Origin of the sequence: Embleya sp. NBC_00888 (genome assembly GCF_045207655.1) — a bacterium.
Taxonomy (GTDB): Bacteria; Actinomycetota; Actinomycetes; order Streptomycetales; family Streptomycetaceae; genus Embleya.
The window spans coordinates 2,782,472-2,809,235 of sequence record NZ_CP108785.1; the positions used below are offsets into that span (position 1 = coordinate 2,782,472).

At 71.1% G+C, this 26,764-nt stretch carries 27 protein-coding genes; 15 read left to right on the forward strand and 12 right to left on the reverse strand.

From position 1 onward, the window contains the following. The first annotated feature begins 10 nt into the window (after positions 1-10). Together OG948_RS46520 and OG948_RS46525 are read left to right on the forward strand one after the other, a co-directional pair. The gene (locus tag OG948_RS46520; RefSeq protein ID WP_331771070.1) at positions 11-931 is read left to right on the forward strand and encodes a LysR family transcriptional regulator; all 921 of its coding nucleotides are present in this window, start codon (positions 11-13) and stop codon (positions 929-931) included. 274 nt (positions 932-1,205) lie between these two features. Further along, complete coding sequence (locus OG948_RS46525) at positions 1,206-1,973, forward strand: hypothetical protein (RefSeq protein ID WP_331771071.1); 768 nt, start codon at positions 1,206-1,208, stop codon at positions 1,971-1,973. A 172-nt stretch (positions 1,974-2,145) separates the two neighbouring features. On the opposite strand, the gene OG948_RS46530 is transcribed toward OG948_RS46525, so the two are convergent. Both OG948_RS46530 and OG948_RS46535 read right to left on the reverse strand, forming a co-directional pair. Continuing rightward, entirely contained in the window at positions 2,146-2,916 is a 771-nt protein-coding gene (locus OG948_RS46530; RefSeq protein ID WP_406300649.1) for an SDR family NAD(P)-dependent oxidoreductase, read from the reverse strand. 256 nt (positions 2,917-3,172) lie between these two features. Further along, positions 3,173-4,075 carry an LPXTG cell wall anchor domain-containing protein gene (locus OG948_RS46535; RefSeq protein ID WP_331771072.1) on the reverse strand — a complete coding sequence of 301 codons (903 nt, stop codon included), beginning with the start codon at positions 4,073-4,075 and terminating at the stop codon, positions 3,173-3,175. 511 nt (positions 4,076-4,586) lie between these two features. On the opposite strand from OG948_RS46535, the gene OG948_RS46540 reads away from it, so the two are divergent. Beyond that, positions 4,587-5,093 carry a SigE family RNA polymerase sigma factor gene (locus tag OG948_RS46540; RefSeq protein WP_331771073.1) on the forward strand — a complete coding sequence of 169 codons (507 nt, stop codon included), beginning with the start codon at positions 4,587-4,589 and terminating at the stop codon, positions 5,091-5,093. 65 nt (positions 5,094-5,158) lie between these two features. Next, on the forward strand, positions 5,159-5,983 hold the full coding sequence (locus OG948_RS46545) for a hypothetical protein (protein ID WP_331771074.1): 825 nt from the start codon (positions 5,159-5,161) through the stop codon (positions 5,981-5,983). A gap of 714 nt (positions 5,984-6,697) precedes the next feature. Here the strand turns inward: OG948_RS46545 and OG948_RS46550 are convergent. Together OG948_RS46550 and OG948_RS46555 are read right to left on the reverse strand one after the other, a co-directional pair. Continuing rightward, positions 6,698-6,892, reverse strand: coding sequence for a hypothetical protein (locus OG948_RS46550; protein ID WP_331771075.1), 195 nt, complete (start codon positions 6,890-6,892; stop codon positions 6,698-6,700). Between the two features lie 141 nt (positions 6,893-7,033). Next, positions 7,034-8,260 carry a helix-turn-helix transcriptional regulator gene (locus tag OG948_RS46555; protein ID WP_331771076.1) on the reverse strand — a complete coding sequence of 409 codons (1,227 nt, stop codon included), beginning with the start codon at positions 8,258-8,260 and terminating at the stop codon, positions 7,034-7,036. Between the two features lie 191 nt (positions 8,261-8,451). On the opposite strand from OG948_RS46555, the gene OG948_RS46560 reads away from it, so the two are divergent. From OG948_RS46560 to OG948_RS46600, 9 genes are all read left to right on the forward strand, one after another. Further along, positions 8,452-9,384 carry an alpha/beta hydrolase gene (locus OG948_RS46560; RefSeq protein ID WP_331771077.1) on the forward strand — a complete coding sequence of 311 codons (933 nt, stop codon included), beginning with the start codon at positions 8,452-8,454 and terminating at the stop codon, positions 9,382-9,384. Positions 9,385-9,400: 16 nt separating this feature from the next. Continuing rightward, positions 9,401-10,120 (forward strand): WYL domain-containing protein, encoded by a 720-nt coding sequence (locus OG948_RS46565; RefSeq protein ID WP_331771078.1) that lies wholly within the window; start codon positions 9,401-9,403, stop codon positions 10,118-10,120. A gap of 57 nt (positions 10,121-10,177) precedes the next feature. Continuing rightward, entirely contained in the window at positions 10,178-10,471 is a 294-nt protein-coding gene (locus OG948_RS46570; RefSeq protein WP_331771079.1) for a 4a-hydroxytetrahydrobiopterin dehydratase, read from the forward strand. A gap of 175 nt (positions 10,472-10,646) precedes the next feature. After that, complete coding sequence (locus tag OG948_RS46575; RefSeq protein ID WP_331771080.1) at positions 10,647-11,273, forward strand: hypothetical protein; 627 nt, start codon at positions 10,647-10,649, stop codon at positions 11,271-11,273. After that, the gene (locus OG948_RS46580) at positions 11,266-11,916 is read left to right on the forward strand and encodes a hypothetical protein (RefSeq protein ID WP_331771081.1); all 651 of its coding nucleotides are present in this window, start codon (positions 11,266-11,268) and stop codon (positions 11,914-11,916) included. The genes OG948_RS46575 and OG948_RS46580 overlap by 8 nt, the downstream gene beginning before the upstream one ends. A 291-nt stretch (positions 11,917-12,207) precedes the next feature. Continuing rightward, complete coding sequence (locus OG948_RS46585) at positions 12,208-12,405, forward strand: hypothetical protein (RefSeq protein ID WP_331771082.1); 198 nt, start codon at positions 12,208-12,210, stop codon at positions 12,403-12,405. A gap of 536 nt (positions 12,406-12,941) precedes the next feature. Next, positions 12,942-13,715, forward strand: coding sequence for a TIGR03084 family metal-binding protein (locus OG948_RS46590; protein WP_331771083.1), 774 nt, complete (start codon positions 12,942-12,944; stop codon positions 13,713-13,715). 175 nt (positions 13,716-13,890) lie between these two features. Then, positions 13,891-14,376: a pyridoxamine 5'-phosphate oxidase family protein gene (locus OG948_RS46595; protein ID WP_331771084.1), complete on the forward strand. Its 486-nt coding sequence runs from the start codon at positions 13,891-13,893 to the stop codon at positions 14,374-14,376. A 408-nt stretch (positions 14,377-14,784) separates the two neighbouring features. Then, positions 14,785-15,552 carry a class I SAM-dependent methyltransferase gene (locus tag OG948_RS46600; RefSeq protein WP_331771085.1) on the forward strand — a complete coding sequence of 256 codons (768 nt, stop codon included), beginning with the start codon at positions 14,785-14,787 and terminating at the stop codon, positions 15,550-15,552. 102 nt (positions 15,553-15,654) lie between these two features. Here OG948_RS46600 and OG948_RS46605 read toward each other — a convergent pair whose 3' ends face one another. Together OG948_RS46605 and OG948_RS46610 are read right to left on the reverse strand one after the other, a co-directional pair. After that, entirely contained in the window at positions 15,655-16,233 is a 579-nt protein-coding gene (locus tag OG948_RS46605) for a dihydrofolate reductase family protein (RefSeq protein ID WP_331771086.1), read from the reverse strand. Between the two features lie 189 nt (positions 16,234-16,422). Then, positions 16,423-16,968 carry a TetR/AcrR family transcriptional regulator gene (locus OG948_RS46610; RefSeq protein ID WP_331771087.1) on the reverse strand — a complete coding sequence of 182 codons (546 nt, stop codon included), beginning with the start codon at positions 16,966-16,968 and terminating at the stop codon, positions 16,423-16,425. A 253-nt stretch (positions 16,969-17,221) separates the two neighbouring features. Between OG948_RS46610 and OG948_RS46615 the strand changes: the two genes are divergently transcribed. After that, positions 17,222-18,406 carry a 4-hydroxybenzoate 3-monooxygenase gene (locus OG948_RS46615; RefSeq protein WP_331771088.1) on the forward strand — a complete coding sequence of 395 codons (1,185 nt, stop codon included), beginning with the start codon at positions 17,222-17,224 and terminating at the stop codon, positions 18,404-18,406. Positions 18,407-18,434: 28 nt separating this feature from the next. Here the strand turns inward: OG948_RS46615 and OG948_RS46620 are convergent, their stop codons facing one another. Further along, on the reverse strand, positions 18,435-18,662 hold the full coding sequence (locus tag OG948_RS46620) for a hypothetical protein (protein ID WP_331771089.1): 228 nt from the start codon (positions 18,660-18,662) through the stop codon (positions 18,435-18,437). Between OG948_RS46620 and OG948_RS46625 the strand changes: the two genes are divergently transcribed. Next, on the forward strand, positions 18,610-18,846 hold the full coding sequence (locus OG948_RS46625; protein WP_331773666.1) for a hypothetical protein: 237 nt from the start codon (positions 18,610-18,612) through the stop codon (positions 18,844-18,846). The two genes, OG948_RS46620 and OG948_RS46625, sit on opposite strands and share 53 nt — an antisense overlap. 609 nt (positions 18,847-19,455) lie before the next feature. On the opposite strand, the gene OG948_RS46630 is transcribed toward OG948_RS46625, so the two are convergent. The 5 genes from OG948_RS46630 to OG948_RS46650 all read right to left on the reverse strand — a co-directional run bounded on the left by OG948_RS46630 (position 19,456) and on the right by OG948_RS46650 (position 26,693). Continuing rightward, positions 19,456-22,737 carry a hypothetical protein gene (locus tag OG948_RS46630; RefSeq protein ID WP_331771090.1) on the reverse strand — a complete coding sequence of 1,094 codons (3,282 nt, stop codon included), beginning with the start codon at positions 22,735-22,737 and terminating at the stop codon, positions 19,456-19,458. A gap of 780 nt (positions 22,738-23,517) precedes the next feature. Continuing rightward, positions 23,518-24,369, reverse strand: a complete 852-nt coding sequence (locus tag OG948_RS46635) for a hypothetical protein (RefSeq protein WP_331771092.1) — start codon at positions 24,367-24,369, stop codon at positions 23,518-23,520. After that, on the reverse strand, positions 24,369-25,082 hold the full coding sequence (locus OG948_RS46640) for a ParA family protein (RefSeq protein WP_406300650.1): 714 nt from the start codon (positions 25,080-25,082) through the stop codon (positions 24,369-24,371). Before OG948_RS46640 ends, OG948_RS46635 begins: the two co-directional genes overlap by 1 nt. Positions 25,083-25,578: 496 nt before the next feature. Next, positions 25,579-26,022: a hypothetical protein gene (locus tag OG948_RS46645; protein WP_406300651.1), complete on the reverse strand. Its 444-nt coding sequence runs from the start codon at positions 26,020-26,022 to the stop codon at positions 25,579-25,581. Further along, positions 26,019-26,693, reverse strand: a complete 675-nt coding sequence (locus OG948_RS46650; RefSeq protein ID WP_331771094.1) for a saccharopine dehydrogenase NADP-binding domain-containing protein — start codon at positions 26,691-26,693, stop codon at positions 26,019-26,021. The genes OG948_RS46645 and OG948_RS46650 overlap by 4 nt, the downstream gene beginning before the upstream one ends. Between the last annotated feature and the right edge of the window lie 71 nt (positions 26,694-26,764).

A 26,764-nucleotide genomic window follows, 5' to 3' on the forward strand; every position in this document is an offset into this window, starting at 1 on the left:
ATCAACGGTTATGGAACTCCGGCAGTTGCAGTACTTCGTCGCCGTGGTGGAGGAGGCCAACTTCACCCGTGCCGCCGCCCGTCTGCACCTCGCGCAGCCGGGTATCAGCGCCCAGATCCGGCAGTTGGAACGCGAGCTCGGCCAACCGTTGCTCGACCGCTCCGGACGGACGGTGACACCGACGCCGGTGGGCGAGGCGGTCCTGCCGTACGCGCGGGCAGCGCTTGCGGCCGTCGAGGGAGTCCGGCACACCGTCGAGGAGTTCACCGGTCTGCTGCGCGGCCGGGTCACCCTCGGCCTGGTCTCCGGCGCCGCGACCCACGAGTTCGACGTGGCCTCGGTACTCGCCGATTTCCACGACGAGCACCCCCGGGTCGAGATCGCGCTCACCGAGGACACGTCGGAGCACATGCTCGCCGCCCTGCGCCGCGGCGAACTCGACCTCGCGATGGTCGGGATCGTGGACCCGGAGCCCCCGCCGGGCCTCACCTTCCGGATGCTCGTCGACGAACCGCTGGTCGTCGCGACGGCCCCGGACGATCCGCTGCTGGCACCCGGCCGCACCAGCGTCCCGCTGGCCGAACTGCGCGATCGTCCGCTGATCAGCCTGCCGCGTGGCACCGGTCTGCGCGGCACCCTCGACCGCGCGTGCGCCGAGGCGGGATTCCGCCCACGCATCGCATTCGAGGCCGCCGCGCCCGAACTGCTGGTGCAACTGGCCGCCCGGGGCCTCGGCGTGGCCGTACTCCCGGCCCTGCCTCCCGCCATGGCGACGGCGGCCGGCTTGCGCACCCTGCACCTGACCGACCCGAGTCCCCGCGGCCGGATCGCCCTGGCCTGGCCGACCGACGGCCCGACCGGTCCGGCGGCCGGGCGACTGCTGACCCGCCTGCTCGAGAGCCTGCCCGAGTCCGGAAACCACACGGTGTGATCGGCATATCCATTTCGCGCGGAGATCGTGCTATCGCCCCACATGGTTGATCTTGCTGCTGCACCGGATGGTAGGTTTCCCACGATTATCAGCCGGTACGACGAAATCCGGCCGCTGCACCGGATCCCACGGCGGCCGGGCACAGCGGTGGGTGTCGGCCGCGATTCGAAACGGGTCCCCGATGTCCGAGCATGATTCTGTTCGCTCTGTTCGCGATTCCGTTCGCGCCAGGCGGCGCACGCGCGTTCGCGGGCTCGCCGTGACGGCGTGCGCGTTGGCCGTGTTGGCCGGCTCCACCGCGTGTGGTGGAGACGACACGAAGAAGGCCGCCGCGCCGCTTCCGGCGAGCGGATCGCAGGCCCCCGGGTCGGCGTCCGCGTCCGCGCCCGGCACGCCGCCGGCCACGGGGGCCGCCTCGCCGACCGCGTCCTCGACGGGCAAACCGTTGCGGCCCTGCGCCACCGTCACCGCGACCGACAAGCCCACGCGCGGGACGCTCACCCGTGAGGATCTGCGCTCGGCGGGGACCGACCCCAAGCCGGTGACCGTCGACGAGGTCTTCGGCCTCGCCCAGCTTCCCTACAAGTACCAGGGCGGCACCCTGACCCGGACCTGCGTGAAGGTCCTGGAGGACTGCACCCCGATGGCCTCCGGCGAAGCCGCCGAGCTGATCAAACAGCTGGGCTGCATACGCGCGGTCTCCGCGCTCTACGTGGACAAGGCCAACAACGTACAGACGACGGTCGGCGTGCTCACGATGCCCACCGCCATCGCCGCCGCGACGCTCGCCCAGTCCAACGCCGGTTACTACAACCAGGTCACTCCCCCGACCAACCGGGAGACCGAGGTGTTCGCGCCCGAAGCCGCCTACACCTGGATACACGAGTCGCTGTACCGCTACTTCATCTACGAGATGACCGGCCGCACGGACGGCAAGGACCGCGATCCCGGCGAGGTCGCCAAGCACACCGCGGCCACGAACGCGGTCTACCACCTCGTCGGCGACTCCCTGGACCGCCGCGCCGCCGGAGCGCCGTCCTGACAACGGCGGTTGCCGTGGCGGGCTCCGGGGTTCGCCCGGCACCGCGGTAACCGAATCGACCCGGCCCGCCACGGTCGCGTGACCGTGGCGGGCCGGGTCGTGTGCTTTTCACGCGTCGTGCGCTTCGCGCATTGCCCTTTCGCGCGCCTTCCGCGCCCGACCGCGCGTGGCGTCAGCCGGCGGTCAGGCCGCTGTCGTTGTGCAGGATGGCGCCGTGCACGTTGCGGGCTTCCTCGGAGGCCACGAAGGAGAACATCGCGGCGATGTCCTCCGGCTGGGCCATCGGGCGCGGCGTCATCGCCCGGCCGACCAGATCCCAGTCGACGTCCGCCGGAATCTGGTAGTTGGCGACCAGGTTGGTGTCGATCCCGCCCGGCGCGATCGCGTTCACGCGCAGCGGCTGCTTGGCGAACTCCCAGGCCAGCGACCGGGTCAACTGCACCACGGCGCCCTTGCTCATGGTGTAGACCACGCTGTACGCCAGGCCCATCACAGCGGCGTTGGACGCGATGTTGACGATGTTGCCGGAACGCTCGAGCAGGTGCGGGATGGCCGCCTGGCACATGAAGAAGTAGCCGTCGATGTTGACGCCCATCATCCGCCGGTAGTCCGCCTCGGTGACCTCCAGGACGTGCTCGGCCCGCGCGATGCCGGCCACGTTGCCCAGTACGTCCAGCCCGCCGAACTCGGCCACCGCCGCCGCCACCGCCGCGAAGCATTCGTCCCGGTCCGCCACGTCGGTGACCCGGGTGACGACCTTCCCCGCGAGCCCGGCCGCCAGTTCCGCGGTCTCGGCCAGCGCCGCCGCCGCGATGTCCAACGCGAAGACGTTCGCACCCTCCGCGGCCAGGCGCAGCGTGGTCGCGCGGCCGACCCCCGAACCCGCTCCGGTGACCACCGCGGTCTTGCCGTCGAACCGGCCGGACACGTGGGCTATCGACATACGTTCACTCCATCGGACGAGAGCGGTATGGGACGCGAAAGGGCGCCCACGACCAGAGGTGACGGATCGTGCCATAGGCGGGTTGGGGAAACCAGGGTCATCGACGAGGCGGCGGGATGTCGCCGCCGACCCGCCCCACGCGCGAGTACGGCCCGGCCGGGATGTCCCGGCCGGGCCGTACGTCGTGTCGCCGGCGGGCCCCATCGAGGCTCCGGGTGGGAGTCTCGGGCGGCCTGCCCGGTGGTGCTTACGTGGCTTACGCGGTGGTGCCGGTGCCGGTGCTGTTGCGGCGGCGGCTCCAGGCGAAGGCGCCGAGGCCACCGACCAGGAGTACGCCGGCCGAGGCGCCGAGCACGATCGCGCTCGAGTTGTCCGAGCCGGTCTCCGCGAGCGACGCGGGGGCGGTGTCGTCGACCGGGGTCACCTCGGGCTTGCCGACGGGCGGCGTGCTGCTGGTCTCCTCGACGGCGGGGGCCGAGGAGGAGGTCGCGGGCTTGCTGGTCTCCACCGGCGGCTTGGTGGATGCCGTCGGCGGCTTCGTGGTCTCGACGGGCGGCTTGGTGGTCTCGACCGGCGGCTTGGTGGTCTCCACCGGGGGCTTCGTCGTCGGCGGCTTGGTCGTCGGCGGCGTCGTGGTCGGCGGGGCGCACTTGTCGCCGCCGTTCCACGCCGTGATCAGGTTCGCGATCGTGCTGCGGGGGTACGCCGGCAGCGGATTGGCCACGCCGTCGTACTTCTTGCCGTTCCCATACAGGTCGACCTGCCCGAAGCAGGTCGGTCGGTACGCGCTCACGTCGAGCGTGACCTTCGGGTTGTTCTTGCTGAGCTTCTTGGAGTCCCAGCCGAGGAACTTCTGGGTGCCCGAGGTCGGCCAGGTCGGGCCCTCGGTGTTGTACGAGGCGAGCGACACCGCGTACTCGCACTTGTTCTTCGGCTTGTCCTTGAGCCGGACCTCGATCCGGGTCACCAGGGTGCCGTCCATCCGGCCACTGGTGGTCCAGTGCTTGCCGCCGTCGAGCGAGTACTCCACGCCGACCCGGGCGCAGGTGTCGTGGTCCTGCTTGGCCTCGGCGGTGCCGGCCATGACGACCGGCAGCGCGAGCGCGAGTACACCGACGCCGACGGCGCCCGATATGTGCCTGCTGATGTGCAGCTGCACTGAAGTGCTCCTGAAACTGGAAGGGGGTGCCTGCTTCGGGACGAGCCCGCGCCCGTCGTCCGAGGAACGTCCGACGAACGTCCGGAGAGCGCGGAGAGCTTGGGAGCTCGGAGAACGTGGAGAACGTGGAGAACGTGCAGGGAGCGTGAAAGACGGTCGGACGAACGAGCGATCCCGGGATTGCCCCGAAGGCTTGGATTATGTCGGCTCGGGTCGCGAACGCAAGGCAGGACCCCGGGCGGACCGGGTCCGGCCCTCATCCGGGTATGAACACGTCTACTGTGCGTGCCCAACTTCCCTGTCGGCACGCCGAGTTACCCCGCCCGGCTCGCCGAGCGCCGCACCGACGACGGCGATGGGAGTCACGTTCGGGACCGGACGACGTACCCACCGGTAGGGCCGGCACCGTCCGGCGAACCCGACCGCGCGTGGACGCACGCAACATTTCGGGAGGCCGATCCCGTCTGATCGGTATGACAAATCGTCGTCGACCTCATGGGGGCACACCAGGATGAGACCCGAGAAGGAGCGTCTGTTCGACGAGTTCGTCACCACCCGCTACCACGCGCTGCGGCGCACCGCGTATCTGCTGTGCGGGGACTGGCACCAGGCCGAGGACCTGGTCCAGACGGCGCTGACGAAGGTGTACGCGACCTGGCACAGGATGCGTGACACCGACGCCGTGCACGGCTACACCCGCCGCGTCATGATCCGGGGCTTCATCGACGCCAAGCGCCTGCGCTCCGGCCGCGAGGTGGTCTCCGACTCGATTCCCGACACGATGGCGACGGCGGACGTGGACAGCGACCGGCGTCTGGCGCTGCTGACGGCACTGGGGCAGGTGACCCCCGTCTATCGGGCGGTCCTCGTGCTCCGCTACTGGGAGGACCAGAGCGTCGAGGAAACCTCGGCGTTGCTCGGCCGCAGTTCCTCCGCCGTGCGCTCGGCCACGAGCCGAGGCCTGGACCAACTCCGCGCGATCCTGGGCGATTCCCTCCAGGACATCGCCCGCTCCTGAGCACGCCCGGCGGTCCCGCGAACGCGCCGACTCAGGATCACCGCATCAAGACATGGAGACACACGATGTCCATCGACGACGACATGCCGACACTCATGCGGGACATGCTCCCGCCACCGGAGAGCGAGCCGCCCATGCCCGACCTGCTGTCCGCGGTACGCGTGGGCGGCGGGCGACTTCGCCGACGCCGACGGTCGCTGATCGGTGTGGCGACCGTGGCCGCCGGAGCCCTGCTCGCGGGGGGTACGGCGGGCGCACTGGCCCTCGCCTCCGACGGCGGCGACGGTTCGGTGGTCTCCGGGCCGGCCGCCGAACCCACGCGTGCCGCTCCGTCCACCGGCCCGCCGCCCGGGTCCAGGCCCTCCTCGCGCCCGAGCGATGCCGTGGGATCGGCGCACGACCAGGTCTTGGCCGCCCTCCGCGCGCACTTGCCCGCCGGAATCGCCGGCATCGACGAGGAGTTCCCCGGCGATTCCTCGCTGTCGTACATGGCGACGAGAACCGACGGCCGGACGTTCACCCTCGGCGTTGGCGTCGGCCCCCGCCACGCCCCGGGATCCGCACCCGAATCGCCGTGCGAAGGCGATCCCGGGATCAACAAGGAGACCGGAGGAGCACTCCCCGCCTGGACCGACTGCGTACGCGGAACCCTCCCCGACGGCTCGCAGACCGTGACCGGTTCACGAACCCTCGACGACGGCGAGACGACCGTGGAACTCCTCATCCTGCTGCCGGACGGCACCGCACGCGCACTCATGTCGGGCACCCGCAACAGTCGGACCGGCGCGCTGCTGGGCGGCCCCCCACTCACAGGACCCGAACTGTTCACCCTCGCCGCACAGCCGGACATCTTCTCGACCATCGCGCGAGGCCCTTCCGGCCCGCGCTGAACCGGCCGGCCACCCGACCGGCGGCGGGCACGGCCCGGACCTTCGATCACCGCAGCGTGTTGCCGTGGCGGAGGAACTCGGGCAGCCACGACGGCGCTCGCGTGCGATCGGTCATCGCCCTGTACCGGGCGGACATCGCCTCGTCGTTCCGCTCGACCTTCCGCGCGCAGGATGTCCGTGCGCTCGTTCTGGTCGGCGTGTGCCAGGAGAGCGCCGACCAGCGCGGGCAACGTGCCGGTGGGCACGGCGAACGTCTGCCACCGATACTCGCCGGTCGGCAGTTCGTACTGCGCCTTCAGCAGGTCGGGGTCATACTCGAATCGAAGCAGCTTCCAGTCACGTTCGGGCCGAGTCATGGCCTCTCCTCCAGAGGTGGGGTGGGGTGGTCGTGGCGGTCGGGCGATCCCCGACCGACGCGAGAGTGACGAACCCGGTCCCGCAACCGCGCCGGTGGCTGCGGGACCGGGCGCCGCGGCCCGCAGGTGACGACAGCGGGCGGCATCGAGTGGGGTTCACCCACCCGAGTTCGAGATCCGACCGAGCGACGGAGTCGGAAACGTCCGCATCAGATACATCCGAGACTCGTGCACCAGGGCCGTGAGCTCGGCCCGCGTCACGTCCAACGGTGCACGACCGGGGACTTCGATCCGGATCGGACGATGCTCGTCACCCGAGGGACCGACGCGGATGACGGCCGCAGTGGACCGATCACAGTCACGTCGTCACCGACGGGCGCACCACGTCGACCAGGTCGGCCACCTCGGGCCCGGACAGGACGAGATCCAGGTGCTCGATGGGCTCGTCCACGGCGTAGAGCGTTATCCGCAGCCGCAGTTCGCCGGTCTCGGAGTCGAGCATCGGGCGGACGTCCGAGGTGAGCGCGGCGTGCGTGCGCTGATGGTGAGGCATGGCATCCCTCGCGGTGGCGGAGGACAGTGCCAAGACCGTAACCGAATGCGCACACAGCGACAGGGACGGATTGTCCCCCTATGCGGAGGGGACGATCCGTCCCTGTCGTCGCCGTAGTCGCCGTTGCCGCCGTCGAACGAATCAGCCCTCGACGACGCCTACGTTCTCCGCGAGTTCCACCACCTCACGCCGAAGCGGACCTCGTGTCGTGCGCCACAACTCGGCGACCACCCCTCGTGCGGCCGGGGTGTACCTGACCGCCTCCGGGCCCACACCCACTGCCCGTTGCATCAGGTGCAGCGCCGCCGTGTGCTCGCCCCGCTGAACGTGGCCGCGGGCGCTCTCGGTCCACAATCTCGACTGACGCTCCATGGACGGCATGCTCTCCGGGTCGATGCGATCCGCGTACTCCAGCGCGGTGCCCGCGCGCAGCAGATCGGCGGCCACCGAAACGGCATGGATGTCGACGTTCGGCCGTCCGAACACGGTCCACGGGTGCAGGTAGCCCGCCGGCAGGCTCTTCGCGGTGGCGTCGCCGCGCTGCCAGTGCGCCCAGGCGTCGCCGTCGTGGCCGTACTTCGCGTGGGTGATCGCCGCGTGCAGATGCAGCGCGCCGTACAACCCACGGGCGTCATCGCCGAGATCGTCCAGGTGCGGGCGCATCGCCTCGGCGGCATCGATCACCACGGCCAGCGCCTCGTCCCCGTCGGCCGTCTCGCGCAACGCGTTTCCGTAGCACCAGGCCGCACCGGCCAGAGCCTCCGGGGTGTCCGCATACTGCGCCGACGACATCCCCCGGTCGGCCACCACCCACACGAGTTCCGCCGGAGCGATGTACGCGATGTGCTGCTGCGCGAGGTGGTAGATCGTCGCGAGCACCGCGTACGCGTCGCGTCGCTGCGGCCCGTCCAGGGCGCGGACCGCGATCTCGCCGGCACCGATCAGGTCGGGCAACAATGCGCCGACCTCGGTGCGGTTGTACCGGGACGAGTGCCACAACAGCCACGCCGCATCGACGCGGGCACGGAGTGCGGGGACGTCCGGCGGCGCGTCCGGGCGCACCGCCGAGTAGTTGCGCTTCTTGACCGCCGCCCAAATGGCAGGGATCGACTCGTGGTGCAGGGCTGGGGACACGGGCTGCATCACCTCTCCGGTGCCGGTCAGGACCCCGAGGTCCGTCACTCCGAGCGCAGACGCCAGCCTCAGGATCAGCCTGTAGTCGCGCAGTTCACGCTCGCCGCTCTCGATCTTCTTCAGCCAGTCGGGGCCACGACCGCACAGACCGGCCAGCACGGGTCGGCTCATGCCTCGCCGAGTCCGCAACCACTCGATCCGCTCGCCCATCGACAGGTCGGCCGGCACGTCCATGGATGCCCCCAGAAGGTGATGTGTGAGCCTTTGACCACGGTACGCCGCAATCGACCGGCATGAAGTTCCGATCGACACAAGCGCCGCGACCTCGGTGCGAGGGTCGCGAAACAGGATCATGACCCGGATCACAAAGCGCGCGCAGAAAGGGTGACAGGGTGTTGTCGCGGGTGGCTGGGACCGTCGACGGCATGACGAACACGGATGAGGACTGCCTCCCCGAAACCCTGGCCTTCAACGCGCAGTTCGAGGCTGCCGCCGCGAGCCGCCCGACTCGGGCGCAGGCACCGAGCCCGGCCACGCTGGCGCTCCTACGGCGCAACCGGCTCGGCGGCGACACGCCACCCGTGCGGCTGCCGCACGGCCGGGACCGCGTCGTCGACGGCGGCGTGAAGGTCCGGGTCTTCGTACCGGACCACGTCGACGGCGTGTACCTGCACATTCACGGAGGCGGCTGGGTGTTCGGGTCCGCGAGCGGACAAGATGCGCGGCTTTGGCAGCTCGCCGAGCAGGCGCGGCTGGCCGTGGTGAGCGTCGAGTACCGCCTCGCACCGGAACATCCGTTCCCCGCCGGGCCGGACGACTGCGAGGCCGCCGCCCGGTGGTTGGTGAAAAACGCCGCCGCCGAGTTCGGTACCGAACGGCTGCTGATCGGTGGCGAATCGGCCGGCGCCCACCTGAGCGTCCTGACCCTGCTGCGCCTTCGCGACCGGTACGGCATCACCGGCGCGTTCCGGGCGGCCCACCTGCTCTTCGGCCCGTACGACCTGTCGATGACGCCGAGCCAGCGCGGGTTCGGCTCCCGACAGTTGCTGAGCAACACCGACACGCTTCGAAGCGGCTATGAGCTGTTCACGCCGGGGATGGGAGAGGAGCAGCGCCGTGCACCGGAGGTCTCGCCCCTGTTCGCGGATCCGACCGGGCTGCCGCCCGCCCGGATCGTCGTCGGAACCGAGGATCCGCTGCTGGACGACTCGCTGTTCCTGGCCGCACGATGGCAGGCGGCGGGTGCGCGCGTGCAACTCGATGTCGTCGCCGGCGCGATGCACGGCTTCACGCTGTTTCCGCTGACCATCACCGAGCGGGAACTGCGGCGACAGCGGGACTTCCTGGCCTCCGCGTGAAGGTAGCGTCGGCGGCATGAAACGCACTGCGCGGCTGTACGCGCTGGTCGAAGAGTTGCGCGCGGCGGCGCCGCGGCCTCTGACGGTCGCGAGGCTCGCCACGCGGTTCGAGGTCGGCACCCGCACGGTACAGCGCGACCTACAGACCCTGATGCAGACCGGTGTCCCGGTGCGCTCCATACCCGGGCGCGGCGGCGGCTGGTCGATCGACCCGAAGACGACCCTGCCCCCGATCCACCTCACCGTCGATGAGGCCTCGGCGCTGACCGCCGCACTCGCCGCGGCCGACGCCTCCACCCCCTACGCCGGCGCGGCCCGCACGGCGGCGCAGAAGATCGTGGCCTCGATGACCGGCCCCGCCTCGGTGGCGGCCCGAGAACTCGCCGCACGAATCGTCACCCTGCCGACACCCGGCGACGCGGCGATCCGGACCGCGGTGGAGCGCTCCCTCGCCGACAACCTGGTGCTGCGGCTGTCGTACACCGACGCGACAGGACACGAAAGCGACCGCGTCGTGGAACCGGCCGGGCTGCTCACCGCCGACGGCCGCTGGTACCTCATCGCCTGGTGCCGAACCCGCCGAGCCGGCCGAGGCTTCCGACTGGACCGAATCGCAGCGGCGACCCCAACCGGTGAACACGCCAACCCCCACGACCTGACCACCCTCCTACTCGGCTCAGCCGCCGCCGACGCGACACCACCCACCACACTGGCCTCCCTCCGCCCTCCCCGATGAGAATCCGAAGACACCACCCCGGCGGCGAACCCGCCGGTCGAATCCGAGGAGAGCACCGTGGGAGAACGCACACCCCTGGCCGCCGAGGACGTAGCCGCGCGGCTCGCCGAGCGCGACGGCTGGTCGGGAGACACGACCGGCATCACGAAGAGCTTCGCCATCGACTTCCAGACCGGTACCCATCTCATCGGGGACGTCGCCCTGATCGCCAAGGAACTGGAACATCACCCGGATGTCGAACTCCACTGGGCGGAAACCGGGTTCAGCATGACGACCTACACGGCCGGCGGCGTCGTCACGGAACTCGACTTCAAACTCGCCGACGCCATCGACGCAATCGCGGACCGGTAGCCCGGCGGGGTCTCCCCGGTGCCTGCCGGACCACGGCGACATCGGGCGGACCGACCCTCATTCAGTCGCCCCCACCCGCGACCCTGCCGACGCGCGCCACACGTACCGCGGTCGCGGTTCGTCCCGTTCGCGCGGACTGCTCCTCGCGCGGCCGACGGCGTGGAAGACTGACCCGATGCAGAGCTTCGGCGCCGATCCGTGGTGCCTCACCTGGGCTGACGTCGCCCCGGCCGCACATCCGTTCGATCCCGCGACGGTGCCGGGCACGGTTCCGTACCGCGCCGGTGACGACCGCGACTGGCACCGCGACATCACTCATGCGTTCGTCGACCGATACGGGGTCTGGGCCTGTGGTTGGTCGGCGCTGACCACCAACACCCCCGAAGGCGTCGGCCTCCCCGGCGGGCCCCGCGATTTCTGGGACGCCGACCCCGACACGGTCCGGCGCGGGGTGGTCGGGTCGTTGCTCGGGTGGCGCGCATGGCTTGAGGAACTGGCCGTCGTCTTCGCCGAGTTCAGGCTTCCCTCCGACGATCCCGAGGTTCGGGCGCGTCGCTGGGAGCAGGTGGTCGTGCGGCTGATCGCGATGGCGGTCGAGCGCGTCGCCGAGGACGAGTACTGGCACTATTCCTGCGAACAGGTCCTGTCCTGGTGCCTGAGTGCCTCCGGCGTGCCCGACGAGCGCGCGCAGGACCTGGTCACAGCGGCCACCGAGGGCCGTTTCTCCAGTTGGGTCAGGTCTTCCGAGAGCAACGCGGCGGAGGTCGCACGGGCCGTCGCCACCGAGTTGTCAGGTGCGTGACGACCTGGCCGTGTGGCGCCGCGTCCGACAGGACGTGCCCTGGCCGGAGTCGGACATTCCACCCGCCGATGCCGCCGAACTCCGCGACGGCGTCGCCGAGTTCGTCGCCACCGTGGTCCGCGACCGCGACGCGGAACGTGCCGGGCGTCTCGCCGCGGCCCTGCGCCGCTCCCGCGCCGACGCCGCACGCGGCGTCCCGCTCTCGTTCGCGCTCATGGAGACCTGGCAGCGCGACGTCCTGGCACTGCCGACCGTGCCGTTCCGCGACGGCCCCGCGTTCGCGAAGGGCGGCAGGGAGCGGTACGGCCTCGACGCGGGCACGCGCGGCGCCTTCGACGCGTGCCTGGCCGAGGCGACGCGACCGGGAGCCTCCCCGGCGGCCCGGGCGGTGCGCTCGTACCTGGACGTGGCGTTCTTTCCCCCGTTCCACGACGGCAACGGCCGGGCCGCCATGTTGACCCTGGACTTCGTACTCGCACGCGAGCGAATCCGCATCGACGCGGTCGGCCCGCTGTTCCTGATCCCCCACCAGGCCGGCGACGCAGGCGGCGCCGCGGCGTTCGTACGACTGCTCGACGCACTGCTCACCGCCCCCGGCCGTCGCCGACTCCGCCCGGCGATCACGCCATACCGGCGCACGTAGGCGCGAGGCAGGCCGGCTGCCACCCCGCCCGGCTCCTCGCTCCGGGTCGTCGAGTTGCTGCGGCGACGGCAACGGTTCCGCTTCGTGGACGGTCGTGCGCTCATCTTGACGCGGCGGCCGCACAAGGACACTGCTGCGAACCGCTCTCCCAGGTGTCGTCATGGCCTTGCCGTGCCGGGGGAAGCCGGTGATGCTGAGTCGGTGCCAGGACAAGGGAAGAGAAGGCGTCGGCAGCAGGACGACGCACGGCGAGCCGCCGCTCGCTTCGCGCCCGACGCGGGCCGTTGGGAGGTGCTCTTCGAAACCCAGGACGAGGTGGCGTGGCGCGCGCACATCCGCGATCTCCGGGCGACGGACCGGCAGATCGACTGGACGGCCGTGCGGATCGACACGCTGTGTGGGCGACTGATCCAGCCGACCACCTACCGGCTGAGCATCTTCGTACCGACCCCCAAGCCCCCGGATCCGGGCCAGGGCTCCGCGGCGTGATCCCCTGAGCGGTCCGGGCCGTGGGCGGCAGCCCGTGGGCCGTGGCAGACGGTCCGCGTGCGGCTCCCCGTCCGGAGTCGGATGGCCCGAACGCGCGGCCGGAGGTGCGTGCCAAGACCTTGCGGTGCGCCCCGCCATTGCCGGGAGAACACCGAGGGCATCTACGATGCAATGGTGGAAGTAACGGAAACCACGGTGGACGACGACGAATCCGGTTGCGACTCCCTGGAGGCCGCTCCGAATTTCGCGGCCCGGCAAAGGACGAACCGCACGGGCGCCGAACACATCACCCGGCGATCTCGCGGTTTCGGATGTCGCGAATTTTTTCCGTTCTTGTAATGAGCCCATCCGTTCGCTCATGTCGTGCACGGCGCGGCGACATCGACGGATCGCTGCGTAGATCGCGATGGAGCCTTTGCGATGGGCGGCTGCGCGCGCTCGTCGGGTTGAACACCCGGCTACCCGAATGGGCGCTGTCCCAACACGCCGATAACTGCGGGCATCTCACCGTAGACGAAACCAAAAGGTGATATCGGATGCTGAATTACACCCTTGACACGTCTGATCTGGAGCGCGACGTTGCCGTGCTCGATCTGGTGGCCGAAGGCGATGAGCTCGACGCCCTGGTATCTGCGCATACCGACTGGACCGAGCCCACACCGGCAGCGGGATGGACCATCGCCCACCAGATCGCCCATCTCGCCTCGGCCGACGCGAACGTTCTCATCGCGATACGAACCCCGGATGCGTTCGACGACGTACTGAAGCAGGTGGAAGCCGCAGGCAGCCGACATGCCGATCTCGACGCCGCGGCGGGAGCGGCCAAACCGCGCTCGGTGCTGTTGGAACAATGGCGCGCCGGCCGAACCGAGGTGGCGGCTGCGCTGCGTGACGCGCCGCGGGATCGTGGATTTCCCTGGTACGGCTCGCAGGTGACCGCGACGCTGATGGCACCGCTTCGGCTCATGGAGGTGTGGGCCCACGGGCAGGACGTTTTCGACGCACTCGGTGTCTCACGCCGTCCCACGGATCGGCTCCGGCACGTGGCCTCCTTGGGAGTGATCGGGCGAGCGCTGTCGTTCCACGCCGCCGGGCTACCTGTTCCGGCAGAGCCGTTCCGCGTCGAACTGACCGGTCCCGACGGCCGAACCTGGGCATGGGGCCCGGAGAACGCGACGCAACGGGTACGGGGCAGCGCCCTGGACTTCTGCCTCCGCGTCACTCAGCGCAGGTCCCGAGCCGATACCGACCTCACCGCGGTCGGTGCGGACGCGCAGACGTGGCTCGACAACGCGCGCGTTTTCCTCTGAACGGAACTCCCGGCTTTTCACTCGCTGCGCCATCCGGCCGAGCCGGTCCGCGCGGCACGATTACCGTGGGCGAGTGGACGGCGATTCGGCCGCGGGTGTCGAGAGCGGGGCGGCGTCTCCGTCCCGGAGACACAGCGGCCACGAGCGGCCGCGCGACAGCGGAGGACGACAAGTCATGGACCCCAAACAGATCGCACAGGAGCTGGCCGACGCCCACGAGCTGTTGAGCCGGGCGTCGATGGCACGGCTGGCATACAACGGACTCGATGGGCGGCCACGCGTCATCCCGATCGGGATCTTCTGGACCGGCGACGAGATCGTCATGTCCACCGCGGCCACGGCGCCCAAGGTGGAAGCGCTGTCCGCCCGCCCCGAGGTCGCCCTGACCATCGACGCCGGCGACAGCCCCGGCTCGGCCAAGACACTGTCGGTGCGCGGCGTCGTGCACCTCACCATCGTCGACGGGGTGGTTCCGGAGTACCTCGAGGCCGCGCGGAAGAACTTCGACGCCGAGTACGCGGCCGAGTTCGAGCGGAACTGCCGGGCCATGTACGACCGGATGGCGCGTATCGCGGTCGAACCGCAGTGGGCCCGGTTCTACGACTTCGGTACCGGCCGAGTGCCGCGGTTCCTCGCCGAACTCGCCGAGAAGTCGAGCTGACCGCGTCGCCACGGAGACTTCGGGCGCTCGCTCCCGGCGTGTCCTCCGGTAGTCCGGTCAACGACTCGATGCCGTCGACCGACACCCACGACCGGCGATTCCGAAGACCTCGGACGCGGACGATTCCGCCGGCGCCCACCCGGACCGGGCGCCGGCGGACAGGGGGCCGTGCGTCCCGGGTCGACCGCGCCCACAGCTCGGAGTCGGTACCGCTGCCGGGGCCGGTGATCCCGGCGGCGCGGGCCGACACGGCGGGCATCGACCGGTGCACCGGCCCCGTCGGCTTCGGCGAGGGCCCGGGACAGGCAGGCGACCGAGGTGTGCCTGCCCGTGTTCTCGATCGGGCGGCGGCCCGGTCGCACAAAAGCCCCGAGCCACGACGGCGCGGCTCGTGTCAGGATGCTCGGCATGTCTGGTCGCGCACTGAGCTTCGGGATGAGGGCGCAAGCCTACGAACGGTTCCGGCCGGGGTATCCCATGGAGCTCTTCGACACGGTGATGGAGTACGCGGGTCGGCCGATTCGGACTGCCCTCGAGGTCGGCGCCGGGACAGGCAAGGCGACCCGCCTGTTCGCTCGACGGGGAATCGCGGTCACCGCCACCGAGCCCGACGGGGACATGCTCGCCGAGTTGCGCAAGCACGTTCCGGCGAGTGTCAGGACGGTGCGAGCCGCGTTCGAGGGCTTGCGACCGGGCGAAAGCTACGGGCTGGTGTATGCGGCGGCGGCGCTGCACTGGACGAGCCCGGAGGGTCGGTGGTCACGCACGGCCGCACTGCTCGAGCCCGGTGGCGTGTTCGCCTCGTTCGGTGGACCGGTCCACCTGGCCGACCCCGCTGTGGAGGAAGCCGTTCGAGCGGCCCGAGCACCGTTCTTGGCGAGCGACGGGGTTCCGTCCCCGGACGGGACGCCTCCGGAGCATGACATGCAGTGGCCCGGTACGGAGCTGCAACGGTCCGAGTGGTTCACCGATGTTCGGCAGTCCATGATCAGGCGGCGCTTGATGATGAGTGCTCGCGACTACATCGGCCAACTCTCGACCATATCGGCCTATCTGATATTGCCGGCCTCGGAGCAGGAGCAGGTTTTTCGGCAGATCACGCGGGTTCTGCCCGAGACGGTCGAGATCGCCGCCGACATCACCGTTCATCTCGCCCGTCGGCGCTACGAGCAGTAGCACCGACGGAACCGAACGCCCGCCTCGGTGACCGGTCACCCTCGCGGACCGTCCGCGGACCGAGCGGGGCGATCGCGGCATCCGCCGGGGGCAGGCACGGATTCAGACATGCAGGGTGGGGCGATAGACGAGCTCTTGGATGTGGCCGTCGAGCGTCCGGTGCTCGATCAGCTCGAGGTCGAAGTCGGCCGCGCCCTGGAAGATCGGGTCCAGCCCGGTGCGACCGGTGATCACGGGGAAGAGCGTCACCTGGACGCGGTCGACCAGACCGGCGGCCATCAGCGCCCGGTTCATCGACAGGCTGCCGTGCGAGCGCAACGGTACGTCGGACTCCGCCTTGAGCCGGGCGACGACATCGACGGCGTCGCCGCTCACGACGGTCGCGTCCGGCCAGTCGAGGGATCCTTCCAAGGTGGTCGACACCACCGTCGCGGGCAGGCTCCTCATCCGCGTGACCCACGGGTCACGCACCTCGGACTCCTCGGTACTCGATGCCAACATGCGCGCGAACGCCCGGTACGTGTTGGCCCCGAATACCATCCGCTGGTCCTCGCCGTAGAGGGCGAGCCGGTGGTCGAGAAGCTCGGGACCCTGCTTGCCCCAGTAGCCCGTCCAGTCGCCGCCGGCGGCGCCGAAGCCGTCGAGGCTGGAAAAGACGTCGAAGGTGTAGGTGGCGGTCATGATGCTCTCCTCGAGTGCGGTTGATCGCGTGTCGGAAATGGAGACCGGCGGCAACGGCGAAACTCATCGCCCCACCGCACGCACCGCCGGCCGTGCCGAGGTCGACACCGGGACCGCACCGGTTCCCCGTCGCCCGCACCCTCACTCCCGACATTGCCGGAGATCAGGGCCGGTCGCGCCGTAGGCGGGTCAGTGCGGCACGCCGAGGCCGTCGAGGACGATCCGCAGAGCCCGATCGACGGCTTCGCCCTCGTCGGGTGTCGCCACATGGGCGAGGGCTCGGACCAGGGTGGACACGTCGTCGACGGTGGCGTCCGGGCGGGCGGCGCCGGCGGCCTGGGCGCGTTCGAGGACCAGTCGGATCGCGTCGAGGAAGCTGTGGGCCGCCGTGTCGACCGGCTTGCTCAGCCCGTTGCCGTCGGTGGGCAGCAGATTCAGCAGAGTCAGCTTGGTGGCTCCGGTCGACACCAGGACGCGCATCAAGGACGCGAAAGCCCGCCCGGCGTCGGCCTCGTCGGCGAGCCGTCGGGTCTCGTCCTCCAGCTTTCCGAGGTAGCGCACGGCGGTGGCCTCGATCAGGTCCTGCTTGGTGGGGAAGTGCCGGAACACGGTGGCGACGCCGACTTGGGCCTGGCGGGCGACCTCCTCGGTGGAGGCGGCCGCGCCACCCGCCCCGAACACGTGCTCGGCGGCCAGCAGGATGCGCTCCCGGTTGACCACGCCGTCTCGACGCATCGACGACTCTCCTTGCTATCCGGAGTGATCACTCCGTATGATCCGGAGTGCAAACTTCGTTTCATGGTAGACGAGCGCCCATGCCGCGGCGCCGCTTCCGTGGCCGGTTCCCCCGGTTTCCCGGTTCGTCGAACCGCCGAACCGCCGGCCATGAGGCATGTCTGCGATCGCCGGCCACGAGGCCATGTCCGCATGCCAAGTGCAGCCATGCCGTGGTCGGCCTCACAACCGCCATTTCCAGGGAGTCCCAACCATGTCCGAAACGGACGAGAACACCACCGTAGTAATCGTGGGAGCGGGAGTCGCCGGACTCACGCTCGGCAATTTCCTGCTGCGCAGTGGGATCGACTGCGTCATCTTGGAGAAACGCAGCCGTGAGTACGTCGAGCAGCGACAACGAGCCGGGGTCATCGACACCCGGGCGGCGCGCATGTTCCGTGAGTGGGGACTCGAGGACCGGGTGATCGGAGGCGTCCCCTTCGAGCCGGTGATGAACTTCCGGATCGACGGCGAAACGCGTCCCCTCGCGTTCGGATCCGACGATCACGGCGACGGACGTTTCTGCCCTCAACAGGTACTCGTGCGCAACCTCATCGACGTGTTCGTCGGCGACGGCGGAGACCTTCGCTTCGATGCCGACGTCTCGTTGGCGAACATCGGCGGCGACGAACGCCCACGCGTTCGCTATCGCGACGACGCCGGATCGACGAGGGTGATCGGCTGCGAGTTCGTCGCCGGTTGCGACGGCGACCGCGGCGTCAGCAGGGCGGCCATCCCCGAGGAGTGCCTCACGCGGGACTCCCACGAATACGGGTACGCGTGGTTGACCATCCTGGCCGAGGTTCCGGCCAATCATCAGTCCATGATGGCGCTGCATCCTCGGGGGTTCGCGGGTCAGTTCGCTCGCGGTCCGCACGCGAGTCGGTTCTATCTGCAGTGCCCGCTGGACAGTTCCGCGACACAGTGGACGGAGGAGCGCATCTGGGACGAGATCGAGACGCGCTTCGGTGAGCCCGTGGCCACCAGGGGTCGGATCGTCGGCACGCAACTGGTGCCACTGCGAAGTGTGGTGTACAGCCCGATGAGTTACGGCCGGCTGTACCTGCTCGGGGACGCGGCACACATCGTTCCGCCGATGAGCGCCAAGGGAATGAACCTGGCCCTGCACGACGCCGAGGTGTTCGCGAAGGCCGTACTCCACTACCGGGACAACGATCACGATGTGAGCCTGCTCGACGACTACTCGTCCACGTGCCTTCGTCACGTGTGGAACTACCAGGCGTTCGCGGCCTGGTGGACCGAATTGGTGCACAACGCCGGGGACGCTTCATATCAAGGCGAGTTCCGGCGCCGGATCGCCCGGGCGGACCTGGAGCGCCTGTTCGAGTCCGGCTCGGCGAACCGTCTGTTCAGCGAGTTCATCACCGGGCTGAACTGAGGGGTGGTGTCCGTGAGTCCCGATGGTCTCAGAGCCGCGGCTGCGCGGCGCCGGTGGCGTCGGCGCCAAGGTCGGCAGCCGGGTCGGCAGCCGGCTTCGCGAGCAATCGTGGATTGTCCTCATCGATGCCGTCCGGTTCGGGCACCAGGGTGATCGGCTCCTGGCCGGAACCGTCCGGCAGCTGGAAGCGATCCTGATGCAACGTGATCACGCCGATCATCGGATGCCGAAAGCGCTGTGATCCGTGGCCGCGCACGCCGACCTCGGTGGCGGCCCACAACTCGCTGAACGGGCGGCTGCCGATTCCGTACCGCTCGGAGTCCGGCGGCGACTACACCGGTTTGACCTACCGGGATGGTGCGGAGTTGGTGCCGGGTCTGGAATCTCCCGGCACCAGCGGACTCGCTCTGCACCTCGCCGCCGGCCCGGACCGGCGATGACGATTGTGGTCGAGGGCGTCGAGGGCGTCGAAAGGGGAGTGCGCAAGCCCGTGTCTTGAGGCACCGCCACGATCGCGACGGCGGCGGCCGACCCGGAGTCGACCGGTACGCGGCGCGCCGCCGATCGAGCGACCAAGCGGGCCGCGCGGGCGGGCCGAGGGCCGCGCAGACCGTCCCGAACCTCGTACTGCCATGCGCCTGTTGTCGTGTCGGTGCGACCGGTCATGATGTCGGGGGCCGTCGTTGCTGCGACCGGCCATGTTCGCCGCAGGGTGGTGGACACGTCGGCCCGGCCTCCGTTGCCGGGGGTCGGGTCGACGTTCAGGGAGCAGGACTCGGGAATCGGGCAACCGGTCGAAGTGCGCGGTTGCGGAACCACCGTGCGCAGCGTGCCGTACGGCGGACCACGGAGCGCGAGACGGTGCGCTCGGTGGTCGGGGTACCGATCACCGGTCCCCGGTCCCCGGCGAAAGAGGTTCGGGCGAACCCTCGACGTCACGACCGCCGCCGACCCGCGCCGGGATTTCGGTTGTACGAAGTCACTTCTCGGATGTGGGTCACCTCGGTGGTGGCCGGCTCGGCGGCGGGCTTGGCAATGGCTGCCTCCGGTCACAGACCCGCGTCGGCCAGGTCGGGGTTGTCGGCGTGGTTGCGGCGGGCGTCGAGTTCGTCCTGGGCCAGGCGGAGGAGGCGTTGGCCGGTGCGTTCGCTGACGCCGAGGCTGCGGCCCACGGCGGCGCCGGTCAGGTCGGCTTCGGCGGCGAGGAGGGCGGCGAGGCTGAGGACTCGGGGGTCACGGCGGGCGGCGGTGGTGAGCGCCGCGCCGTCGGCGACTCGGCCCTGGAGTGCGATGTCGTAGTCGATGGAGGCCGCGGGAGACGATTCGATCAGGTCGCCGGCGGGCGGCTCCGACGGTGCGTCGGGTGTCGCCGGTACCGGCGCGGAATTGGCGTCGCCGGCCGCCGAATCTGCCGGAGTCGTCCGGCGTGACGATGTGACGTCGGGTTCCGCGCGGCGTTCGTCGGGCGTGGCGGGCAGGTCCGGGAGTGTCGGTTCCGATGGCGGACGGTGTACGCCGCTGCCGGAATCGGCGGTGGGCGCCATGTCGCCTGTCCGGCCGCGTGGTGCCGCCATGGCGGGTGTCGGGTCGCCGGGCGGCGCCATGTCGGGGTCGCCGTCGTGTCGGGTGGCCCGCCCGTGGCGGGTGGTACGAGCCGACACGGGTGTCGCCCCGGTACCGGACCCGCTCGCCGCCATGTCGGGTCGGACCGCTCCCGACACGCTCACGGCGCCGGCGGCATCGCGCGGCCGGCCGGGGACGTCGGGCGAACCGGCACTCGCGTCCGGGTACGAACCCGCCACGGCGGGCGACCCGACGGCGCCGTCCTCGTACCTGTTCGGAGCCTCCGGCGACATGCCCGACGGGGCAGGTTGCGGCGTCCCCTCCCAGCGCACATCGGCTGTCGCGCGATGGTGCAGGTCACCGACCTCCCACGACCGGCCATCCGCCTCCGCGCGCACGCCGGCATCGGGTAGTCGCCCCGCGGACGCCACCACGTCGAACCCGGGCCCTCCCCCGACACCCGAACCCGAGCCCGAACCCGACGACCCGCCACCGGCGTCCCGCCTCGAGGCGACAGGAGGCGTGTCGGCGACACCCGACACGCGGTCCGGCTCCAAGTCCTCGGACCACGTACCCGCCATGTGGTGACGCGTACCTCCGCCACCGAGCAACTCGGGCCCCGCCATCCGGTCGGCCCCCGCCACGGCACCCGACAGGGCACCCGACACGTCCGGGTCCGCATCCGCGACATGCCGACGCACCCCCGCCACCGCGCCCCGAGGAGCGGCCGCGTCGCCGGACACCTCGGCTTCCGCGACGTGGCGGCGCGTACTCGCGGACTCCGGCCACGTCCCGAGTTCGCCGCCGTACCCGCCTTCGCCACCGGACGACCCGACCTGTGCCTCGCGAGGTGCGTACGCGTCGCCATACGCATTCGTCCCCACGAAGTGCCGACCGTCCTCCGCGGGTTCCGGCCCGGTCCCCGGCTCGTGCGCGCCGGCGACGGGCACGAGCGGCCCGATCCGCGCACCGAGAGGCAAGCCCTCGTCTCCCGGCGGCGTCGCCATGTCCGGGGCCCAGCTCACCGCGGCCGGTGCGGACTCCGCCGCGCCTACGCGGACTGCGCCGAGATCGGGCTGTTCGGCCGCCGGCCCCGGGGGACGCTCGTACCGGGGTCCGTGCCCGCTCGACGAGTCTCCGGTCACGCCTCGGGTCCGATCTCGGTCATCCGAGTCCCCGTCGCCCGCCTCCGCCCGACGCGGCTCGGCAGCTCGCGGCGCCCCGCCCCCGGCGCCGGACGATCGGGTCGAGCCCCCGGCGCCCGCCGAAGCCATCGCCGCTTCCCGGGACCGGCCTTCCGGGCCGCGCGGCCCGTTCGGCGTGCCTCGCGTCGCCGAACCCCCGGCACCGACAGTCGCCGGACCCGAGGCCCTCGGCAACCGAGCCCCCGCCCCTCGGCCCGACTCGCCGCCGCCGCCCGGCCAGGTGGCCACCACACCGTCACGCGGGTCCCCGGCAGGGGACGACCCGACCGTCCCGTCGACGAGCAGGTCACCGGCCCCCGACCATCCGATCCTCGTCTCCTGCTGCCCCACCTCCGCGTCTTCCCCGACCGCAGACGAGGGCGAAGCAGAGGGCGCAGCCGCGCCACGGCCCGAGCCGTTCACACTCGGCGACACGGCAGGCGTGGCGCGCTGCACAGGCTCGTCCTCCGACGATCCGCCGTCCATGGACGAAAACCCGGCCTCCGGCTGCGCGCCGGCGCCGGCGAAGACCGCGACGCCGGCAACCCGGCGCGTGGCGGTCGGATACGAGTGCGGTTCGCCGGCCTGCGGGTGCGTGGGACCCGTGCCGAGGTGCGGCCGGCCGCCGCGCTGCCGGGGAATGGCGGTGGCGTCCGGCGCGGGCCAGGTCATGTTCGCGAGCCGACCCACGTCGACCAGGATGCGCAGTTGCGGCAGGACCGCGGCCTCCACCTCGGCGTCGGCCAACCGGACGCGCGCCGCCGTACGTTGCGCGAACGCCTCGGCACGACGGTACCTGCGCTCGGTCCCGCGCTTGGAGCGGGAGACGCCCCCGTCCATCTGGGCCGCACGGGCCTCGGTGGCCTGGCGCAGGCGGTACAACGCGCGTGCCGCGCGGCGCTCACGGACACGTTCGGTCGCGTCGGCCGCGCCGAGGTGTTCGTCACCCGCCAACTCGGCCAGGACCAGGACACGTTCGATCGGGTGCAGCCAGCGGATCAACCCGATCCGACGATCGGCGCGTTCGGTCCGCGCGTGCCGCTCCTCGGCCAGGCCCAGCTCCCACAACACCGCCGCGATCGGCGCCCAGATGCCGAGCGCGAACGCCTCGCCGAGGTTGTCGCCCTCGCTGGCCGACATCGACGCGGACAACAACGCCAGGACCCACACCAGGGCCCCCGACAGACCCGCCGCGGCGCCCCGCGACGCCCGCCGGCGCGCTCGCAGCGCACACACCACGGCCGCGAAGTCCAGCGCGACGAACGGCAGATACGCCCACGGGCCGTGCAGACCCATGACGTCCCGGCCGAACTTGCCGAGTTGGGCCGCCGACAGGCCCGCCGCGGCTGCCGCGACCGCCGCCGTCAGCAGGTCCTCGACTCGCCTCCCGCGCCGGTCCCGGGTCGCGGACCGGTCGCTCTCCAACGCCTTGCGGGCCTCCTCCGGCAGGGCCGCGACGCGGGCGCGTTCGGCGATCGCGCGGCGGCGGGCGCGTTCGATGAGGACGATCGAGGCCAGCACGACGAGGGCTCCGGCCAGGTAGGGCCAGTGCCGGGACCAGTCCCAGCGCGCGAGGTCCAGCATGTCTGCGACAACTCCTTCGTCCCGCGCGCGAGGCACGGGTCCGAGTCGGGAAGTGCTCGTTTCGGTGGGTGATTCGGGCCGCGGAGGAGCGAACGCCGGGTGGGCGATCCGACGGTCGGTGGGGGCTCCCCTCGGCGGCGGCGTCCTTCGGCCGGAGACTGGATTTCGGGTGAGGGACCGTCCTTCGGTGGAGGAGGCTACCTGCGTGGTGGAGGAACCCGGCTTCGCGGTACGCGGCTCGGCCTTCAACGGCCGCTTCGACGTCCGGTCGGTGATCCGCGGTCACGTTCCGGAGCCACCCTTCGACAAGTCACCCTTCGAGATGTCAGCTTTCGGGAAGTGACCTTCCGAGGCGGTCGGTGACAGGTGATCCGGCCACCGGGGACGATCCGATCAGGTGCCGCAGACATCCGCTCCGCCGCCCCCGGGCCGGCATCCGCGCGTACGCCGGCCCGGGTCGCGCGCCCGTCGCGTCTGCGGTACGCACGCACCGGCGCCCCTCCGCCACCGAGCACGCCCGGCCCGCCGCACGCGTTTGCCTCGTACTCGCGGCAATCGCGGAACGCGAGAGGCGGAAGGCGGGAAGCCGGCGGCCGGCGGCCGTACGCGGAAGGCACCCGCCCGCGTGCGACGAAGGCAAGGGCCGCCGAACCCCGACGGGGGCACAGGCACGCCCCGGCGCACCGCAACGCACGCACGAGCGACCGCCCGGCCGCAACGACTCACCAAGTGAGTCCAATTGGACTCACCCGACGGCCATGCTCCGGCGGCGCGCAGCGCCTACGCGGACACCGCGCTCCGGTCCGCGCTCGACCCCGACCCCGACCCCGCGTCGCCGTCCGGACGACCCGCGACATCGGCTGCGCCCGGACCACCGGCACGGCCCTCGGCTTCGCCCTCGGCAAGCTCCCGCCGTGCCCGCGCCACCTGACGCTCCAACTCGTCGAGGTAGGCCACCGCCGCCGCCCGGTCCTGCCTGGCCAGCGTGCTCAGCCAGCGACGCGGAATGGTGTCCGCGGCCTTGGCCGTGTAGTCGACCACCCGGTCACCCTCGGGCTCCGGCTCGATGCCGAGCGAGGCGAGGTAGTCGCGGACCTGCTCGACCGCGGCAGCCGGGGAGAACGCCTCGCCGACCGCCGCCACCGCGCCGCGCAACACCGCCGCCGTCAGCGGTACGGCTTCCGCCTCGGCGACCGTGCGGTACACCGTCACGGCGGCCTCGTTCCCGTATCGGCCCGCGAGCGGGACGAGTTCACGCACCTGCGCCTCGTTCACCGCCTTGAGGCCAATTGGACTCAACGCCTCCGCGATCGGCCAGGCCTGGATCAGCCGGTCCGCGTACCGGCGTTGCATGTCCCAGCGGTCGAGGCAGTAGTCCTCGAAGGTCTCGTAGCGGGTGCGGTACAGCCGCGCGTCACGGACGATCTGCAATGCCTTGCCCGCCGCCCAGAACGCGACCCGCAAGGTCTCGATCGCGGCCTCGCACGCTGCCAGTTGTCGCTGTTCGTCGTCGATCAGGACCGGACTGTCGGACAGTGGCCGAAACGGCGCCGGCAGTTCCTTGGCCATGTCGGCGGCGGTCCGCAGTCGACGCGGCTCGGCGGCCGTCCGGGGAGTACGTTGACGGCCCATCAGATCGCCTGCTCGATCGCGAGGGCGAGCTTGTAGAAGTCCTCGCGGGCACGCAACGCGGTGCCGCTCTCCTTGTATTGGGTGACCACGAGTCCGCCCTCCGCCGCATGGGCGTGGATCTTGTACTTGCGAATCGGCTCCCGGGCCCTGGGGTAGCCGCGTTCGTCTATCCACGCCTCGACCCGGGCCCGGTCGGTCTCGCCGTCGCGCGGGTCCCACAGATTGACCACCGCGATGTACGGGATCCCACGCGGCTTGAGCACCCGCTCGATCGTGTACTCGCTGGGCGACCAGCTCATGAACTCCGGCGTGATCGGTACCACCGCCAGGTCCGCGACCTCGAGCATGTCCCGCAGGGCGTCCGCCGCCGCGCCGTGCCCGAGCGGGTCGGTGGCGAGTTCGGCCTCGGGGTCGGTGTCCATGAATCCCGGGCTGTCCACGATGATCCGCGCGACCGCGGGATCGGCCTTCAACTCGGCGAGCATGCCGGGCTTGCCCTTGGTGGACATGTAGTCGAACGGCAGGTGTTCCTCGGGGACCCGGTCCGCCCAGTCCTCCATCGACCCCTGCGGGTCGATTCCACAGGCGACCACGGGCGCGTCGGCATCGGGGTCGAACGGCCCGGTGGGAGTGAAGTTCTGGCCCTCGACGGCGGCCAGATTCACCGCGATCGTGCTCTTGCCGACGCCACCCTTACGGTTGATGACGACCACGACCTTCGCTTTGGGTGGCGAAGTCGCTCTGCGGGCAAGGCTCATCTGGGACCTCCGTTGGCTTCCCCATCACGGGTACTCGGACGCCGCCCAGCATGCCAGAGCCCCGACGGGCAACCCCCCTTCGGGAGGTGCGACACTCCGCGAGGTCGACCACATCGGTGATTTCGGTCCGATCCAGGGCGTTCCGACGCGATCCGACGACCCGACGACCCGACGACCCGACCACGCGACCGAATCAGGCGACCGAATCCCTGATGGACAACGCCCGCCGCACCGCCGGACGACACCCGCTCGCCCGCCTCACCCGTGGAGCGCCGCCGAGCGGAGCCCCTCTCCCCAACGGAACGGCCAACGCAACGCACGCCCCCAGGATGTCGGCACGAGCCACCGGCACCCGACCGGTGGACCGAGCCCTGAACGTCGGATGCCGAGGCGGGCGGCTCCGAGGCGGGCGGCTCCGCACCGCCTCACCCGAGCACCCTCGCGCGAGTGGTCACCACGCCGGCGGAATCGGCCCGATGGCGTCGTGCCGGAATCGCCGGAGTCGCAAGCCTTCCGATCCCAAGCTCTCCGGCAGGCCGAGGAGTTCGTCGACCTCGTCGAGGTGCCGTACGCCCGGTCGGGCCGCGCCGGTCAGGATGTGCCGCGTCGCGTGTGCGGCGACCAGGCCGGTGGCCCGGCTCTGGCCTCGACCGGTGACGGCGTACGTGACCCGCCGCTCCGTGGGCACCGCGTCGCCGTCGGCCCTCCCCGGCGCCCCGCGAATCGCGTCCACCCGGACCGCGAACCCGTCCCCGCCGAGATGGACCCGACGCAGCGTCGCCGTCAGCGCCCCGCGCACCCCGGGTCGCTCGACCGCGCGGGCAACGCCCGTACGCCGCAGACCGAACAGCAGCCCCGTCGACATCCGCGAGTCCAGACACAGCCGCGTCGTCACGTCGGGTACGCCGAGCGTGTCGCGCAGCGTGTACTGATCGGAGAACGGGAACGGGTGGCCGTCCGCACGCCGCATCCCGGCAGGCCGACCCGGGCCGGCGTCGCGGTCACCGGCGCGGCGAGACCGTCGAGGGTCCAGCGGATCGCGTCCGTGCCGTGCCGCTCGCCGGCGCCGAGCACGATCGTGATCTCGATCCGATCCGCGCCGCCGACTTCGGTGTGTGCCCTGCGGGCCGGCAGGTTGCTCAGCCCGGGTGCGACCCCGACGCTCAACAGCGCGCGGGCCCCGGTCGACGCGGCCGTGTCGCGCAGCGCGGCGGTCGCCGCGAGCAGGTGGTGGGACGCGCCGACGTCGACGATCGGAACACCGCCGCTCAGGCACAGCCGGGCGATCTCGGCATCCGGCGGCTCCACACACAGGACCACGGCAGCGGGCCGATACTCCGTCAGAAGCCGGACGACGGAGCCGGGTTCGGTGACGTCGACGCGCGCCCCGCCGAACGCGCCGCCGAGTTCGGCGGCGCCTCGACGCGCCCGATCGAGATCGCGGCCGGCGGGCAGCACTCGACCCGGGAACCACGGTGCGAGCGTCCGGCCGACCTCGGTGCCGACCGCGCCGTAGCCGCCGATGAGCACTATCGGGCCGGCGTCCGCGCCGACGGTCGGGTTCATCCGCCCATCACCTCCACTGGAGTGTCACTCTGTTCAGATCGTGCCGCGCGGTTCCGCCGGGCCGCGCGCGA